Genomic DNA, 13,947 nt, shown 5'->3' on the forward strand with positions numbered 1-13,947 from the left:
GCGCAGGTCGGCGCGCGGGCGCGCGGGCCCCGCCCGCTCGGGCGCCGCCACGGGCACGTAGAGCGCCTCGAAGAACGACAGGTCGAGGATGGACGCGCCGTCCGCGTCGGTGACCGCCATCACCGCGTTCAGCAGGCGCGGCTCGCCGCCGTGCTGGACGACGAGGCGGCGGATGATGGTGCGCGCCACCGCGCGCGCCTCGCCGGCGTCCCGGACGAGCTGCCCGGTGCGCTCCGGCAGGTAGGCGTCGTCGAGGCGGATGTTGAAGAACGCGTGGATCATGATCGAACGCCCCGTTCCTGGTTGGGTGGGCCGGCGGGCCCGTGCGACGGCGTCAAGCGGCCTGGGCGCCGGGGTCGACGGCGTCCACGGGCGCGGCGAGCCGCGGGTGGAAGGCGTCGGCCAGGCGCTCGAGGCGATGGGCCATGTCCCGCACCTCGTTGAGGGCGATGGACTTCTGGCCCTCCTTCACCGCGCGCGTGATGTCGCTGATCTGCGTCGTCGCGATGCGCTTCAGCTCGGTCGCGAGCTGGTCCTTGGTCATCATCGGCTTTCGGATCCCGAATGCTGGTCGCGGGACACCGTGGCGCGGCGTCCCTTACCGATCGGTTTCCCATCCCGGTGGGTCGTTGGATGAGCGGTGGACAAGTCGGCCGGCGACGGCGCGCACGACCGGCCGCGCCGCGCCGCCGACCCGTTCGGGTCGGCAGCGGGCGCGGCCGGCGTCGATTCCGTTCGCCGGCCGGTCAGGCCGTGCGGTGCTGCGGGTCGAGGCGCTCGGCGAGGCCGAAGCCGACCCGGACGAGGAGAGCCTCGAGGGTCGCCTTCATCTCCGGCGTGCCGGCCTCCTCGATCAGGCCGTGCGCCTCGATGCAGATCTCGGCGAGGCGCTCCATCGGGTTGTCGGGTTCGGTGGAAGCGGGAAGGGTCTGTCGTGTCATCGGTTCGTTCGCGGGTTGGCGTCGATCGGGGTCCGGCGGCATCGCGCCGGAACGGTTGGGGTCAGCTCGCCAGGCGCTGCGGCAGGGCGGGGCGCGCGGTCAGCACGGAGGCGGCGTCGTTGCGGGTCTCGCGCAGGCGCCGGAGCGTGCGCACGTCGAAGGCCGCGACCACGGCGAGGGTGTCCTCGCCGGCGATCCGGCAGGGCAGGCCGAGGGGGGTCACCCGGAAATGCAGCTGCACGAGGCGCAGCAGCCAGAGCGGGTTCATCTCGATGACGATCGACTCGATCCCGCTCTCGAGACCCCACTCGACGATGCCGGCCAGGAGCGCGCTTCCGACCGGGCTCAGGATGCGGCCGCGGTCGCGCACGTCGCGCTGCACGGCGTAGCGGGTCCACTCCCAAACCCGCGCGCTCCGGGGCGCGGGGACCTCGCAGAGCTCCGGCAGGACTTCGGTGAGCAGGTAGGGGCGGGTGGTCGGCAGCATGCGCTGGTAGCCGACGACGCGGTCGCCCTGCATCGCGAGCATGTGGACGGCGTGGCCGTCGTCGAACTGGTCGATCTCGCGTCCGTCGGGCTTGGCGAGGTCGTGCCAGCCCTTCTCCTCGACGAAGACTTGATGACGCAGGCGATAGGCCTGCTCCATGGCATCGCGGTAACGATCGATGTTCTCGGGCGTGACGATATGGATCAAAGCGACCTCCATTGGATGGCCGGCAGTATCGTCTCTAAGTATTCGTCCGAAAGTACGCGTTCGCGTACCATTCTCGACTGCGAACCTGCGGAACTTGACTGGATCCGGTCAATCCGCGCGAGCATCCCCGCGCGCGCCCACGCCGGACGAAGCATGCTTTCGACGAAGCGGTCTTCGAGGTCGGAGGCGCGCGGCGCCTACTTGAGGAACCCGCGCCGGAATCCTTCCGCGACGGCGTGCGTCCGGCTCGCGGTCCCGAGCTTGGTCCGGATCGAGCGCAGGTGCTTCTCGGCGCCGTGCTCGGAGATCGACATCAGCTCGCCGATCTCCCACTCGGTCTTGCCGTCGGCGGCCCATTGCAGGGCCTCGCGCTCGCGCGGCGTCAGCCGGACCTCCGGCCGCGGCGGCCCTTCGCTCAGCACGATCGAGCGGCCGAAGGCGTAGCTCGCCACGAGCTGCAGCATGCCACGCAGCTCCGGCGAGGGATCGAACCGCTCGGCCCCGAAGCTGAACCCCGCGACGCGCCCGTCGAGGGTGATCAGCGGCACGGTGAAGCCCTGGCGCAGGCGGAAGTCGCCGGCCTCCTCCATCACCCGCCGGGCGGCCGCGTCGGCGCGGTATTCCGGCTCGATGTCGGACCACCGGAACGCGGTCAGGTCCGTGGTCAGGCGCTGGATGGTCGGGTCGCGGAACAGGTGGCCGGCCTTGAAGTAGCGGTCGGTCCAGCCGGCCGGCGTGCTGTCGAGCAGGACGTGGGCCGCCTGGTCGCGCCGGCTGGTGCCGGGCATCGGGATGATGCCGGCGAACGTGCTCTCCACGCCGAGCTTGGACACGGCGGACAGCAGCGTGCGATTCAGATCGCCGACGGAGCCGGCCCGGTCGAACGCCTGGAACAGGCCGTAGGTGACGTCGATCGCCTTCGTGATCATGTGTTGCGCAGCCGTTTCGCAGGAGCCGTCCGACGGAGCCGGCCGTCGTCTTCCGTACGCGAACTGGGTCGCCATCCCACCATGCGGCTGGACAGACACCATCCTGCCCTGTTTATAGGGGATTGAAAGTTTATTCTAGGTTGTATAACGAGACGCATGACGTGAGGAGTCCGACGTGGACGACGGCCGGAACAACGGATCGGACCGATCCGAACGGGCGCGGATCCTGCTGGGGAAGATCGCGGAGCTCCTTCGTGTCGACACGGCGTTCTTCCTCTCGCCGCGTTCCGGCGCGCCGGGCTCCGACGCGGACCCCGCCGAGTTGCTGCGCCTGTTCCAATCGATCGGCGATCCGGACCTTCGGCGCTCGGTGATCGCCATGCTCAAGGACCTCGAGGCGAAGGACGATACGCGCCGCGACTCCTGAGAGCCGCAGGACGGCGCGGCGGCCCCCGCGTCCTCGCGCCCGATTGCCCTCCGGCGCGCCCGGATGATCTCTGGACGGCGTGTTCCACACCCCCGAGGCCCGCGTGTCCCGAATTTCGACCCCGTCTCGAGCGGGCATTCGCCCCGCCCTGCGTCACCTTGCCTCACGTCTCGCCGTTCCGCTTCTCGCGCTCGCTTCGGGGAGCGCGCCGGCCGCGGCGCTCGAGGGCGGTGCCGCGGGCCGGTCGGGCGATGCGCTCGCGCAGGCCACCGTCGGGCTCGGGACCGTGACCGCGCCCGAGGACGGCCTGCACCTCTCGCGCTGCACCGGCGTCCTGATCGCACCCGACCTGATCCTCACGGCGGCCCATTGCGTCAACGGCGATCCGCTCGGCTCGCTCGTGGTGTTCTTCCGCGGCAGCGAGCCGGTGAAGCCGGTCCGCACCGCCCGGGTGATCGCGCGCTACAGCCCGGATCCCGGTCAGATGACCTCGAACGTCGTCGACGTCGACCTGAACAGCCTCTCGCTCGACCTCGCCGTGCTGCGCCTCGCCGAGCCGGTGCGCGACCGCGTGCCGGTGCCGCTCGCCACCGACCCGAGCCGGGTGCCGAGGAGCCTGCGGGTCGCCGGGACCGGCGTGTCGGGCCGGGTGGTCGGCCGGCTGCGCACCGCGATCCTGACGCCCGTCGCCGCGTCGAGCACCGGGCTGACGATCGCCCGCGTGAACGGCGGCCGCGTCTGCTTCGGCGATTCCGGCGGCCCCGTGGTGGGGCAGGACCGGCGCGGCGTGTTCGTCTGGGGCGTGGCGAGCGCGGTGCTGTCGCGGCAGGCCCCGTGCGGGAGCCTCGTCGTGATCGCGCCGGCGGCGCAGGTCTTCACCAGCAGCGGGATGCGCTGACGCCGCGCCCCGGGGTTTTTCGCATCGTCCGATGCAACGCCGGGCCCGTGCCGATGTTGAACCGGCACAGCGTGCCTGCGTCGCCGTCGTGCCGAGTTCCGCCCATTCTCGATCGTGCGGGCTTCCCATGCTCTACGAACGCCTGCTCGACCTCGCCCCGGGGGCGCGGCTCGAACGCCGCCTCGCCGAGCGCGTCGCGGCCCGCCTGGTGATCGGGCTCCTCCTGAGCCTTCCCCTCTGCGCGGTCGCCGCGTTCCTCCTGGCCGCCGGTGCGATCCACGCCGTCCTGATGGGCGTCTGGGATGCGGGACGGATCGCGGGGCTGCTGATCCGGGACGCGTGCGAGCGCGCGCTCGCGCCGCCGATCACGCCGCGCTGACCGGCGGCCGCCGCCATCCGGGAACGCCCGGTCGCATCCGGGGTTGGTAGCCGCGCCGAACTGGTGCACCGCTCCCGGCCCCCTTCTGGACGACGGCACCGCTCGATGCAGGATCGCACCCCCGAGAGCACCTTCGCGCTGACCCTCGGGATCCTGCGCGAGAGCGGGCGCCTGGTCGGGCGGACCCTCGACCTTGCGCGGACCGAGATCGACGGCAACCTCCGGGCGCTGATCGGCCTGTTCGCGCTCCTGGGAACGATCCTCGTGCTGCTCGTCGCGGCGTTCTTCGTCTTCCTCGACGCGATGGTGAAGGCGCTCGCGGCGCTGATCGGCTCCGAGGTCGTGGCCGCGCTGATCGTCGCGAGCCCGTTCCTGGTCGCCGCCGGCCTGCTGGCGTCGTTCGGCCTGCGCCGCATCGCGCGCGCCACCCGGATCGAGCGCCCGAAGGCCCGCGGACGGGCCACGCTCGCGGCCGGCGCCTGACGCGGCGCGAGGCCCTGGATCACGCCCCTCGCGGCGCCCTCGAACCGCTGGTACAGGGGCGTTCCTGCAGCCACGCCGCCCGACGGCGGGAGGACATCCGTGACGTCTTGGGTCCATGTCGACACCGGTCTCGTGCCCGGCGAGAAGACCACCCTGCGCCTGATGCGGCAGGGCGACGCCTTCGCGATCACGGTCGGCAACCAGGACCTAATGCGCGACCGGCACTGCGAATCCGAGCGGGCGCTGGCGACCCTCGTCGCGGCGCGGCTTCGGGACCGGCCGAAGGCGCGCGTGCTGATCGGCGGCCTCGGCATGGGCTTCACCCTGCGCGCGGCGCTCGGCGCCTTCGGGCCGGAGGCGGAGATCGTCGTCGCCGAGCTCGTGCCCGCGGTGGTGGCGTGGGCGCGCGGGCCCCTGGCGCACCTGTTCGACGGCAGCCTCGACGATCCCCGGCTGGCCCTGCACGAGGCGGACGTGAACCGCCTGATCCAGTCCGGCCCGGCGGCGTTCGACGCGATCCTGCTCGACGTCGACAACGGCCCCGAGGGCATGGTCCGGGGCGAGAACAACCGCCTGTACGACGGCTGGGGCCTGAAGCGCGCCCATTACGCCCTGCGCCTGGGCGGCATCCTCGGCGTCTGGTCCGGCCGGCCGGACCGCAAGTTCAAGGCGCGGCTCGCCCGCTCGGGCTTCTCCGTCGAGGAGGTCCGGGTGCGCTCGCGTGCCAGCGGGGAGGGGCCGCGGAACGTCCTGTGGCTCGCCACCCGGACGGGGCCGGCGGCGGCGCCCCCTGTCCGCGCCGATGCCGTGCCGGACCCGGCCGCCTAGAGGATCCGATCCGCGCGAAAACGGGGCCGTCAGGCCCGAAACGACAGCACGACCCGGGTGCCGATGCGGTCGGGCACGTAGCACAGGCCCGAGCGCAGGTTCGTCGCCATCGCCCGGATGATGCGCGAGCCGAGGCCCGTGCCGCGCGGCCGTCCCTCGCCCGTCCAGCCGATCCCGTCATCCTCGACGGCGAGCTCGAGGGTGTCCTCGGCCCGGCGCCGGAGCTCGACCCGGATCTCGCCGGCCGCATTCACCGGGTAGGCGTACTTGTAGGCGTTGGTCACCAGCTCGGTCACAACCACCCCGACGGAGACCGCCTTGTCGGTGGCCAGCCGCACCGGGTCGGCGCTCAGCCGGATGGCGTGATCGCGCCCCGAGGCCCGCATCGCCGCCTGCAGCTCCTCGACGAGGCTGGCGAGATAGGCGTCGAGCTCGACCGCCTCGACGTCGTCGGAGGTGTAGAGACGGCGGTGGATGCCGGCGATGGCCGAGATCCGCGCCTGCATCTCCTCGAGCGCCGCCTTCGCGGCCGGGTCCGAGACGGCGCTGGTCTGCATGTGCGTCAGCGCCGCCACCAGGGCGAGGGAGTTGGCGACCCGGTGGTTGACCTCGCGCAGCAGCATCACGGCGTGGTCGCGCGCCGCGCGGACCTCCGCCTCGGCGCGTTCCTTGTCGCGGCGCAGGGCCTCCTGGCGCAGGGCGGTGTCGACGGCGCCGCCGAGCAGCTCGCGGAACTGGCCCTGCACGTCCTTCCAGACGTAGTCGACCGCGCCGGCCTTCAGCGCGGCGACGGCGACCCGGCTGTCCTCGGAGCCGGTGACGTAGACCACCGGCGGCGCGTCGGGCAGGGCGCGGATCGCCGGAAGCACGTCGAGCCCAGTCTGCCCGGGCATGTGGTGGTCGAGGGCGACGACGTCGATCCCGCCCCGCGCCAGCCGCTCCAGCCCGGCATCGCCGCTGGCGGCGAGCTCGACCACGTAGCCGCGCGCGCCGAGCGCGCGCTGGACCAGGCGCGCGAGCCCGGGGTCGTCGTCGATGTAGAGGATGCGGGCCGTGCCGGCCGGGTCGGCCGCGGCGGGGGGAGGGCCGGTCATGGATTCTCGGGCACCTGGATCACCGAGAAGAACAGGCCGAGCTGGCGGATGGCGTTCGCGAAGCCTTCGTAGTTCACCGGCTTGGTGATGTAGACGTTGGCGCCGAGATCGTAGCAGCGCTGCACCTCGCGGCTGTCGTCGGTGGTGGTCAGGACCACGACCGGCGAGCGCTTGGTGTGCGGGTTGGCCTTCACCTTCTCCAGGATGTCGATCCCGGTCATGTCCGGCAGGTTGAGGTCGAGCAGGATCAGCAGGTGGCGCCGGGCGCTGGCCTCGCCCGAGCCGTCCGGCCCGAGCAGGAAGGCCAGGGCCGAGGTGCCGTCGCGGAAGGGGATGATCTCGTTGTTCACGCCGGCGCGGCGGATGTTCCGCTCGATCAGCCGGGCATGGCCGTCGTCGTCCTCGATCATCACGATGCTGACGGCGTTCATGGCGGCCTCCAGGGTCATTCCGCGGCCAGCGTCGTCGGGGCGCCGTGTGCCTCACGACCTGTAGCGGCCTCGCGCGGCAGCGTCACCTCGAAGGTGGTGCCCGCGCCCAGCGCCGAGGCGAGGTCGATGCGTCCGCCGAGCGACCGCACCAGCGCCTTGACGTGCGCGAGCCCGATCCCCTCGCCCGGCCGGTCCTGGACCCCGGAGCGGCGGAACAGCTCGAACACGCGGGCGTGGTCGCGCGGGGCGATGCCGCGGCCGTTGTCGGCGACGGCGATGCGCACGCGGTTGCCGCCCACCGACCGTGCGGCGATCGTGATCCGCCCGGGCCGGGCCGGGTCGAGGTACTTCACAGCGTTGTCGATCAGGTTGCCGAGGACCTGCTCGACCGCCAGCCGGTCCGCGACGATGGTCGGCAGGTCGGGGGCGACCTCCACCGTCGCGCCGGCGGTCTCGATCTGGTGGCGCTGCGCGTCGACCAGCGACCGCAGGAGGCGCGTCAGGTCGAGGGATTCGGGCGCGAAGCTGCGCCGCCCCTCGCGCGAGAGCTTCAGGATGGCGGCGATCAGCCCCTCCATCCGGGTCACGGCGGCCCGGATGAAGCCCAGCGCCTCGCCGAGATCGGCGTCGATCCGCTCGGCCTCCGGGTGGTCCCCCAGCGCCCGGCGGATCTCGGGGCGGGCCTCCTCCAGCTCGGAGGTGAAGCCCATGACGTTGACCAGCGGCGAGCGCAGGTCGTGGCTGACGATGTAGGCGTAGCGCTGGAGCTCCTCGTTGGATTCCCGCAGCTCGCCTTCGGCCTCGCGCTGCTCGGTGATGTCGGTGTGCACGCCGACCCACTCGGTGATCGCGCCGCGGTCGTCGAGGACCGGCACGGCGCGGATCGCGAAGTGACGCCAGTTGCCGTCGCGGGCGCGGACCCGGTGCTCGTGCACGAAGGGCCGGCGCGCGGCCACCGTCGCGTTCCAGGCCGCGATGCTCGGCTGCACGTCGTCGGGGTGCACGGCGCTCGCCCAGCCGAAGCCGGCATAGGCCTCGGGCGCCTGGCCCGTCAGCGCCGCCCAGCCGGGCTGCTCGCCGACCATCCGGCCGGCGGCGTCGTTGGTCCAGAGCACGCCGCGCACCGCCTGGACGGCGGCGCGGAACCGCGCTTCGCTGGCCTGCAGATCGCGCTGGACCCGCTGCTGGTCGACGGACGAGGCCAGCATGGCGAGGAAGAGGATCAGGAAGGTCGCGCCGCCGACCGAGAGGGCGAGGTTCTGCTGGCCCGCGCCGACGCCGCCGGCATGGGCGGCGTGGGCGCCGGCGGCCTCCGCCGTGAACGTCGCCGCCGCCATCCCGGTGTAGTGCATCCCGGCGACCGCGAGGCCCATCACGAACGCGGCGGACAGCTTCTGCCAGACGCCGTGCCGGCGCAAGGTCAGCCACAAGGCGGCCGTCGCGGCGGTGACGGCGATCGCCACCGAGAGCGCGACCACGGGCCAGCTGTAGGCGAGATTGCCGGGCACCCGCATCGCCGCCATGCCGGTATAGTGCATGCCCGCGACGCCGACCCCCATCAGCGGACCGCCGACGAGGACCTCGCGCGGGCCCGCACCCGGACGGCTGATCAGGACGAAGGCCGCGCCGGTGGCGCCGACCGCGATCAGCAGGGAGGCGAGGGTGAGCGTGAGGTCGTAGGCGGCCGGCATGCCCATCTCGAAGGCGAGCATGCCGACGAAGTGCATCGACCAGATGCCGCCGCCCATCGCCAGGGCGGCCCCGGCGACCCAGGCCCAGCGCGGACCGCGGGCGGCGCCGCGCATCCGCCCGGCGAGGTCGAGGGCGGTGTAGGAGGCGAACACCGCGATCGCCAGGGACAGGGCGACGAGGGCGGGATTGTAGCCGGTATGGACCATGGCGCGACCGGTGACGGGGACATTCGCGCGAGGCGGGTCGCGGCCGTCGCCGCACGGCTCGGGTCGGCCAGCGCGCTCGCGGCTCGCGCGACCTTAGTGGGCTTTGGCCCGAAGGGAATCCCGGTTTGGCGAAAGAGCACCTCGCGTGCGGACGGCTTTCGCTGCGGGGGTGCCGGGGACCGCCCGACGCGACGGCCGCCGGCGGGCTTCCGCGCGTCGGTCAGGCCAGGAGCAACTGGATCAGCAGGTCCGAGACGAGGACGAGAAGGACGCTCGCGGCGATGTAGGCCGGCATCCGGCTCGTGCGCCCGCGCAACCCGAGCGGCGACGCCGCGAGCTCGTCCGCATCGTCGAGGCGGCCGAGCCTCAGCACGACGCCGACGGCCGGGTGTCGGGCGGGGGGACGCAGTCGGCGGCGCGCGGGTCCGCCTGGGAGATCTCGCGGAGCAGGTCGTCGCGCTGCGCGTCGATCAGGTCGGGCAGGATGTCGTCGTCGCTGTCGTCGATCGCCGCGATCAGGCGGAAGCCCGATCCGACGCGCTCGAACGCGACCCGGACCTCGCGCTGCGCATACGGGTCGTGCGGGTCGAGGCAGAGATGCTCGGGCATGGTTTCGGGACACGATGCCGTCGGCGCGGCGAGGGCGCCCGCTTAGGCGGCCACCGTGACGGCCGGATGACGCAGGACCCGCACCCCGGCCGCCGGACGCCCGCGACGGGGCGCCCTCACGGGTCCCGGGGCAGCCCGGCTCGGCGTGCCCGAACTCGACCGGACCTGCCCTTACTTGCCGCCGGAGCCCGCGTAGGCGTCGATCGCCCGGCGGCAGTTCTCCGTCAGCGCGCCGCGGTTCTTCTTGAAGCACGCATCCATCGCCGGATCGTCCGGATCGATGTCGCCGCAGAGCTTCAGCGCGTCCCCGGTGCAGTACTTCTTCAGGTCCGCGTTGCCGCGCGTGGACGTGGGCGCGGCGAGAGCCGGGACGGCCGCGAGGGCGAGGACGAAGGCGAGCGGGGCGACGCGCATCATGGCTTCCAGCTGAGAGGATGTGGCGGGTCGCGGACCTGTTCGGGTCGACGAACCGTGCAGGGAACGCCGGACCGCGCGAAACGGCTCCGTCTTCCCCGGCCGGGCGCCTGCGGCATCGACCCTCCCTGCGGCGGTCGCGCGTCGACGGCGTGGGACGAAACCGAGCGCACGGCGTTCTCGACCCATGATCGATGATGCGCCCCGCCTCGGATTCTGCTGCAAGTTCGTGCTCACGCCGCCGCCGGAGGGCTTCAAGACCCTGAAGGCCGCCCGGGAGGCGGCGCTTCAGATGAACCTCACCAACGCGACCATGGCCTCGCTGACGGCGCTGGCTCCGGCGGCGCGGCGCGCGAAGATCGAGAATCTGGTCCGCCACAACCTCGGGGCGCTGGAGCGCCAGATCGCCTGGGTCGCCGGGCGGCCGCCGATCGCGCGCCTGCTGCGCATGGCGAGCAACGTCCTGCCGGGCTACACCCATCCCGTGGCGCGCGACATCTACGCCGAGCCCGAGATGCGCCGCCTCGTGGAGGCAGGCCTCGCCCGCTGCGGCGCGGCGGCGCGTGCGGCCGGCATACGCCTCAGCTTCCATCCCGGCCCGTTCTGCGTGATCGCCTCGCGCAACCCGGCGGCGTCCGAGAACGGCATCGCCGAGTTCGAGTATCACGCCGAGCTGATGGCGCTGCTGGGCTACGGCGGCGGCTGGCACCCGCACGGGGCCCACATCAACATCCATGTCGGCGCCCGCGACCCCGGCACCGACGGCTTCCGCGCCGCCCTGCCGCGCCTGTCGCAGACGGCGCGCGACCTCATCACCGTCGAGAACGACGAGAACGCCTTCGGGCTCGACGCGGTGCTGGCGCTCGCCGACAGCGTGCCGGTGGTGCTCGACCTGCATCATCACTGGGTCGAGAGCCGCGGCGAGTACATCGCGCCGGAGGATCCGCGGGTCGAGCGCGTGCGCGCGTCCTGGCGCGGGGTGCGGCCGCTCGCCCATGTCAGCGTCTCGCGCGAGACGGTGCTGCCGGAGCACGACCGCGACGCGCTGCCCGACTTCGCCGCGCTGACCGAGGCCGGGCATTCCTGGCGCGACCTCGCCGCCCACTCGGACATGATGTGGAACAGGGCCCTGAACGCCCTGGTCGGGCGCCACATGGAATGGGCGGATTTCGAGATCGAGGCGAAGTCCAAGAACCTGGCCTCCGACGCCCTCGCGGCGGAATTCCGCGACGGAGGAGCCGGCGCATTCCCTTCCTAGCCGCACAGGCGTACCGGTTGCAGGGCGGCATCGGGCGGCCGATCGAAGGTCGTCCGTTCGAGACCGTGGCCGCGTTCGAGGCGATGCCCTGTTCGAAGCGATGGGCTGTTCGCAGCGAAGCCCTGTGTTTGAAGCGATGCCTGCGCCGCCGGCAGGCCGACGGGATACCCCATGAAGGATCTGAGCCCGGAGGACGCGCAGGCCGTCGACAGGTTGGCGTTCCACCTGCTGCGCGACGCCTATTGCGACCTCGCCGGCGTGATGATGACCGCGAACGCCGCGGCCGCGCGGACGGTGCTGAGCACCATCGAGCAGCGCCTCACCGACACCCTCGGCCGCTTCCATTCCGAGACCGCCGAGGGCGCCGCCTCGACGGCGATCGTGATCGCGGTCGGCGACAAGATCGGCGACGTGATGGACGAGGCGCAGAACCGGAACGCCGCCCCGTCGGCCCGGAAGCGGACCGCCGACCTGAGACGCTGACGCGGCGTGCCGGGACCGGGCCCGGCGCCGCGTCCGTTCCCGCCTCGCCGCGAGGGCCTTGCCGCCAGGGCCTTGCCGCCAGGGCCTTGCCGCGGGGAAGGACGGTGCGTCCGCGAGGCGCGACGGCCCGGTCCCCCGCGGAATCCGCTGACGCTCCGGCCGTCGCCCGTGCTCCGACCGGGGGCCGGGAGAGCACGGCGGGGGCGCAAAAAGGCCCGGCGCGGAAGTCTCCGGCCGGGCCAAGGTGATCTCGGGCCTCCTGCGTAAACGAGTCAGGACCGGCCGTCATCCTCCAGATGGGGGATCGAGTTTCCGGCACCTGGCGCCCGGACGCTCGCGGAGGTTCCGCACCCCGGCGTGCCGGCGGCTTCACGCATGACGACCCTCGCAGCGGCCGACCCGAGCGATCGTCATCAACGGAGAGGGCGCGGGTCTCGGCCATCGACCCGATCCCAGCCGGGGGCCTGCGTCACCGCGGATGATCGTCCGCCGCCTTCGGCTCCGCCCGCTCCAGGGCGACGCGCGCGGCATGGAACCACCACAGCGGCATGTCGCGGTTCATCCCGGCCAGATCCGAGACCCAGCCCTCCTTCGGCATCGTGTCGGCCCGATCCGCGAACAGCCGCAGGGCGGTCTCGACCCGTTCACGCTGGGCGCGCTCGAGAATGGCGATGCGCTCGGCTGCGTTCCGCTCCGCGGTGAGCTTCACCAGGCGCTGCGTGGCCAGATCGTCGGCGTCGAAGGCGAATTGCTGCCAGAAGGTCTCCGCTTCCCGCGCGACGTCGCGCTCGCGCTGCATCAGGGGCAGGGCCGCCTCCGCAGCGGCCTGGGCGGCCGCGGAGGCCCGGGCGCGCTCGAGCATCCGGTTGTTGGCTTCCAGCAGTTCGCGCTCGCGCTCCGGACCCATGCGCTGGCGGCGCAGGACGTTCACCTCCTCCTCGACCATCCGGCGTTCCTCGCCCTGGCGCGCCAACAGGGCGAGCAACCCGGCGATGGGGCCGCCCAAGAGGGCATCGGCGCGCCCGAGATAGCGCGCGCGCAGCCCGGGATGCTCGCGGTCCAGGCGATCGCCGATCCAGGGCGGCGCACCGGCGATCTCCGCACTGTCGTGCTCGTAGAGGGTGCAGGCCATCGCGTCGCGCAGGCTGGCCGGCGTCGGATCGGTCATGGTCATGCGGATCTTTCGGCATGGAATGGGGACGCGCGGGAAACGCGGTCGTCGCGCACGCGGATCGCGGCCTGCATGACGGCGATCCCGACATGGTGGCCGATATCGACGGGGAGCAGGCCGCCCGTCGTGCCGATCGGCCGGCATCGGGCGATCGGGAAGGCGGATCGGCGCCGATGTGCGAGACGAGGCCGGGCGAAGCGTCGCGCGGGGCCGACCGGATGGTTGGTGCTCCGGCAGCCGCACCGTGCTCTGGCAGCCACACTCGGCATCGACGTTCGCCGACACGGACAAGCTGCCACACTCTGTCCCAAGCGATCACCCAACTCTCTGCGCATCCAGCGAGGCAAGGCGAGGTCGCGATGAGCACGAACGAACAGGCAAACGCAGGCGCCGTCGTGCCCTTTCCCGCCCGGATCTCTGCCGCGGTCGCGGACGCGGACACCGCCTCGATCATCGCCGTGCTGCAGGACCAGCTCGTCCTAGCTCGCGAAGGCAAGCTGCGATCGGTCGCCGTCGTGTCCGTGTCCGCAGATGGCGAGGCGGTCGGCACGCAGTGGTCGTGCAAGGGGGCCGACATCACCGGCCTGATCGGGAAGTTGACCGTCCTGACGCACGACCTGATGGCAGCGAGGACATAGCTGCGCCCGTCCGCCGAGCCGCGATCCGTGAAAACCCGAACCGGCCTGTGAGAACCGCGTCCTTCGGCGCTTTTCCGGCCAAGCTCAGACCTCGGCAGCCTCTCCCGACGCGCCGGTCTCCGGCGGCTTCGGAGCCGACGCTTCGGCAATGTCCCGATACCAGCGCCAACGGGCTTTGCTGACGCGGCGCCGCTGGCCGGTCGCGTCGACGAAGTCGCCCGCGACGACCGCGTCGGGATCGGCTTTCACAAGACGGCAATACGTGCGCGCCATCTGAATGGCGTCGACCTGATCGAGCAGCGGTTTCCGGGTCACGACAGCATCCCCATCGCAAAAGACACGTCCCTGCCATACTGGGCTAAGTTTTTGTCA

21 protein-coding genes are annotated in these 13,947 nt (G+C 72.4%); 8 read left to right on the plus strand and 13 right to left on the minus strand.

Annotation, left to right across the window (positions count from 1 at the left end; genetic code table 11):
* From FV230_RS06025 to FV230_RS06045, 5 genes are all read right to left on the minus strand, one after another.
* Positions 1-282 (minus strand): catalase (locus FV230_RS06025; protein WP_147841675.1); only part of this gene is annotated, 282 nt, incomplete at its 3' end.
* 52 nt (positions 283-334) lie between these two features.
* Entirely contained in the window at positions 335-544 is a 210-nt protein-coding gene (locus FV230_RS06030) for a hypothetical protein (RefSeq protein WP_243933238.1), read from the minus strand.
* Positions 545-746: 202 nt separating this feature from the next.
* Positions 747-941 carry a hypothetical protein gene (locus FV230_RS06035; RefSeq protein WP_147728747.1) on the minus strand — a complete coding sequence of 65 codons (195 nt, stop codon included), beginning with the start codon at positions 939-941 and terminating at the stop codon, positions 747-749.
* 61 nt (positions 942-1,002) lie between these two features.
* Positions 1,003-1,635 carry an acyl-homoserine-lactone synthase gene (locus tag FV230_RS06040; RefSeq protein WP_147841676.1) on the minus strand — a complete coding sequence of 211 codons (633 nt, stop codon included), beginning with the start codon at positions 1,633-1,635 and terminating at the stop codon, positions 1,003-1,005.
* A 197-nt stretch (positions 1,636-1,832) separates the two neighbouring features.
* Positions 1,833-2,564: a LuxR family transcriptional regulator gene (locus FV230_RS06045; RefSeq protein ID WP_147728749.1), complete on the minus strand. Its 732-nt coding sequence runs from the start codon at positions 2,562-2,564 to the stop codon at positions 1,833-1,835.
* Positions 2,565-2,739: 175 nt separating this feature from the next.
* Between FV230_RS06045 and FV230_RS06050 the strand changes: the two genes are divergently transcribed.
* The 5 genes from FV230_RS06050 to FV230_RS06070 all read left to right on the plus strand — a co-directional run bounded on the left by FV230_RS06050 (position 2,740) and on the right by FV230_RS06070 (position 5,579).
* Complete coding sequence (locus FV230_RS06050; RefSeq protein WP_147728750.1) at positions 2,740-2,991, plus strand: hypothetical protein; 252 nt, start codon at positions 2,740-2,742, stop codon at positions 2,989-2,991.
* 79 nt (positions 2,992-3,070) lie between these two features.
* Positions 3,071-3,889, plus strand: coding sequence for a trypsin-like serine protease (locus FV230_RS06055; RefSeq protein ID WP_246694756.1), 819 nt, complete (start codon positions 3,071-3,073; stop codon positions 3,887-3,889).
* Positions 3,890-4,016: 127 nt separating this feature from the next.
* A complete protein-coding gene (locus FV230_RS06060; RefSeq protein WP_147728751.1) occupies positions 4,017-4,268 on the plus strand; it encodes a hypothetical protein in 252 nt (83 codons plus the stop codon).
* A gap of 105 nt (positions 4,269-4,373) precedes the next feature.
* On the plus strand, positions 4,374-4,751 hold the full coding sequence (locus FV230_RS06065; RefSeq protein ID WP_147841678.1) for a phage holin family protein: 378 nt from the start codon (positions 4,374-4,376) through the stop codon (positions 4,749-4,751).
* A gap of 99 nt (positions 4,752-4,850) precedes the next feature.
* On the plus strand, positions 4,851-5,579 hold the full coding sequence (locus FV230_RS06070; RefSeq protein ID WP_147841679.1) for a hypothetical protein: 729 nt from the start codon (positions 4,851-4,853) through the stop codon (positions 5,577-5,579).
* Positions 5,580-5,608: 29 nt separating this feature from the next.
* Here the strand turns inward: FV230_RS06070 and FV230_RS06075 are convergent, their stop codons facing one another.
* The 6 genes from FV230_RS06075 to FV230_RS06095 form a co-directional block, all read right to left on the minus strand.
* The gene (locus FV230_RS06075) at positions 5,609-6,673 is read right to left on the minus strand and encodes a response regulator (RefSeq protein WP_147841680.1); all 1,065 of its coding nucleotides are present in this window, start codon (positions 6,671-6,673) and stop codon (positions 5,609-5,611) included.
* Positions 6,670-7,104, minus strand: coding sequence for a response regulator (locus FV230_RS06080; RefSeq protein ID WP_147728927.1), 435 nt, complete (start codon positions 7,102-7,104; stop codon positions 6,670-6,672). Before FV230_RS06080 ends, FV230_RS06075 begins: the two co-directional genes overlap by 4 nt.
* Before the next feature lie 14 nt (positions 7,105-7,118).
* Positions 7,119-9,002 (minus strand): MHYT domain-containing protein, encoded by a 1,884-nt coding sequence (locus FV230_RS06085; protein ID WP_147841681.1) that lies wholly within the window; start codon positions 9,000-9,002, stop codon positions 7,119-7,121.
* Positions 9,003-9,222: 220 nt separating this feature from the next.
* Positions 9,223-9,375: a hypothetical protein gene (locus FV230_RS29405; RefSeq protein ID WP_187274723.1), complete on the minus strand. Its 153-nt coding sequence runs from the start codon at positions 9,373-9,375 to the stop codon at positions 9,223-9,225.
* Positions 9,369-9,611, minus strand: coding sequence for a hypothetical protein (locus FV230_RS06090; protein WP_147841682.1), 243 nt, complete (start codon positions 9,609-9,611; stop codon positions 9,369-9,371). The genes FV230_RS29405 and FV230_RS06090 overlap by 7 nt, the downstream gene beginning before the upstream one ends.
* Positions 9,612-9,782: 171 nt before the next feature.
* Complete coding sequence (locus FV230_RS06095; RefSeq protein ID WP_147729921.1) at positions 9,783-10,028, minus strand: 3',5'-cyclic-nucleotide phosphodiesterase; 246 nt, start codon at positions 10,026-10,028, stop codon at positions 9,783-9,785.
* Between the two features lie 184 nt (positions 10,029-10,212).
* On the opposite strand from FV230_RS06095, the gene FV230_RS06100 reads away from it, so the two are divergent.
* A complete protein-coding gene (locus FV230_RS06100) occupies positions 10,213-11,283 on the plus strand; it encodes a UV damage endonuclease UvsE (protein WP_147841683.1) in 1,071 nt (356 codons plus the stop codon).
* Between the two features lie 171 nt (positions 11,284-11,454).
* On the plus strand, positions 11,455-11,766 hold the full coding sequence (locus FV230_RS06105; RefSeq protein WP_147841684.1) for a hypothetical protein: 312 nt from the start codon (positions 11,455-11,457) through the stop codon (positions 11,764-11,766).
* Positions 11,767-12,235: 469 nt separating this feature from the next.
* On the opposite strand, the gene FV230_RS06110 is transcribed toward FV230_RS06105, so the two are convergent.
* Complete coding sequence (locus FV230_RS06110) at positions 12,236-12,940, minus strand: hypothetical protein (protein ID WP_187275408.1); 705 nt, start codon at positions 12,938-12,940, stop codon at positions 12,236-12,238.
* A 356-nt stretch (positions 12,941-13,296) separates the two neighbouring features.
* Between FV230_RS06110 and FV230_RS06115 the strand changes: the two genes are divergently transcribed.
* Positions 13,297-13,575, plus strand: coding sequence for a hypothetical protein (locus tag FV230_RS06115; protein ID WP_147727297.1), 279 nt, complete (start codon positions 13,297-13,299; stop codon positions 13,573-13,575).
* Between the two features lie 84 nt (positions 13,576-13,659).
* On the opposite strand, the gene FV230_RS06120 is transcribed toward FV230_RS06115, so the two are convergent.
* Positions 13,660-13,890 (minus strand): hypothetical protein, encoded by a 231-nt coding sequence (locus FV230_RS06120; RefSeq protein WP_147841685.1) that lies wholly within the window; start codon positions 13,888-13,890, stop codon positions 13,660-13,662.
* Positions 13,891-13,947: the final 57 nt, after the last annotated feature.

Source organism: Methylobacterium sp. WL6, from assembly GCF_008040095.1.
Taxonomy (GTDB): Bacteria; Pseudomonadota; Alphaproteobacteria; order Rhizobiales; family Beijerinckiaceae; genus Methylobacterium.

Excerpts from the sequence above, each read along its gene's own strand:
- FV230_RS06030 (WP_243933238.1), bottom strand. The coding sequence starts at position 544 with ATGACCAAGGACCAGCTCGCGACCGAGCTGAAGCGCATCGCGACGACG.
- FV230_RS06035 (WP_147728747.1), bottom strand. The coding sequence starts at position 941 with ATGACACGACAGACCCTTCCCGCTTCCACCGAACCCGACAACCCGATG.
- FV230_RS06045 (WP_147728749.1), bottom strand. The coding sequence starts at position 2,564 with ATGATCACGAAGGCGATCGACGTCACCTACGGCCTGTTCCAGGCGTTC.
- FV230_RS06060 (WP_147728751.1), top strand. The coding sequence starts at position 4,017 with ATGCTCTACGAACGCCTGCTCGACCTCGCCCCGGGGGCGCGGCTCGAA.
- FV230_RS06065 (WP_147841678.1), top strand. The coding sequence starts at position 4,374 with ATGCAGGATCGCACCCCCGAGAGCACCTTCGCGCTGACCCTCGGGATC.
- FV230_RS06075 (WP_147841680.1), bottom strand. The coding sequence starts at position 6,673 with ATGACCGGCCCTCCCCCCGCCGCGGCCGACCCGGCCGGCACGGCCCGC.
- FV230_RS06080 (WP_147728927.1), bottom strand. The coding sequence starts at position 7,104 with ATGAACGCCGTCAGCATCGTGATGATCGAGGACGACGACGGCCATGCC.
- FV230_RS06085 (WP_147841681.1), bottom strand. The coding sequence starts at position 9,002 with ATGGTCCATACCGGCTACAATCCCGCCCTCGTCGCCCTGTCCCTGGCG.
- FV230_RS06090 (WP_147841682.1), bottom strand. The coding sequence starts at position 9,611 with ATGCCCGAGCATCTCTGCCTCGACCCGCACGACCCGTATGCGCAGCGC.
- FV230_RS06095 (WP_147729921.1), bottom strand. The coding sequence starts at position 10,028 with ATGATGCGCGTCGCCCCGCTCGCCTTCGTCCTCGCCCTCGCGGCCGTC.
- FV230_RS06100 (WP_147841683.1), top strand. The coding sequence starts at position 10,213 with ATGATCGATGATGCGCCCCGCCTCGGATTCTGCTGCAAGTTCGTGCTC.
- FV230_RS06105 (WP_147841684.1), top strand. The coding sequence starts at position 11,455 with ATGAAGGATCTGAGCCCGGAGGACGCGCAGGCCGTCGACAGGTTGGCG.
- FV230_RS06110 (WP_187275408.1), bottom strand. The coding sequence starts at position 12,940 with ATGACCATGACCGATCCGACGCCGGCCAGCCTGCGCGACGCGATGGCC.
- FV230_RS06115 (WP_147727297.1), top strand. The coding sequence starts at position 13,297 with ATGAGCACGAACGAACAGGCAAACGCAGGCGCCGTCGTGCCCTTTCCC.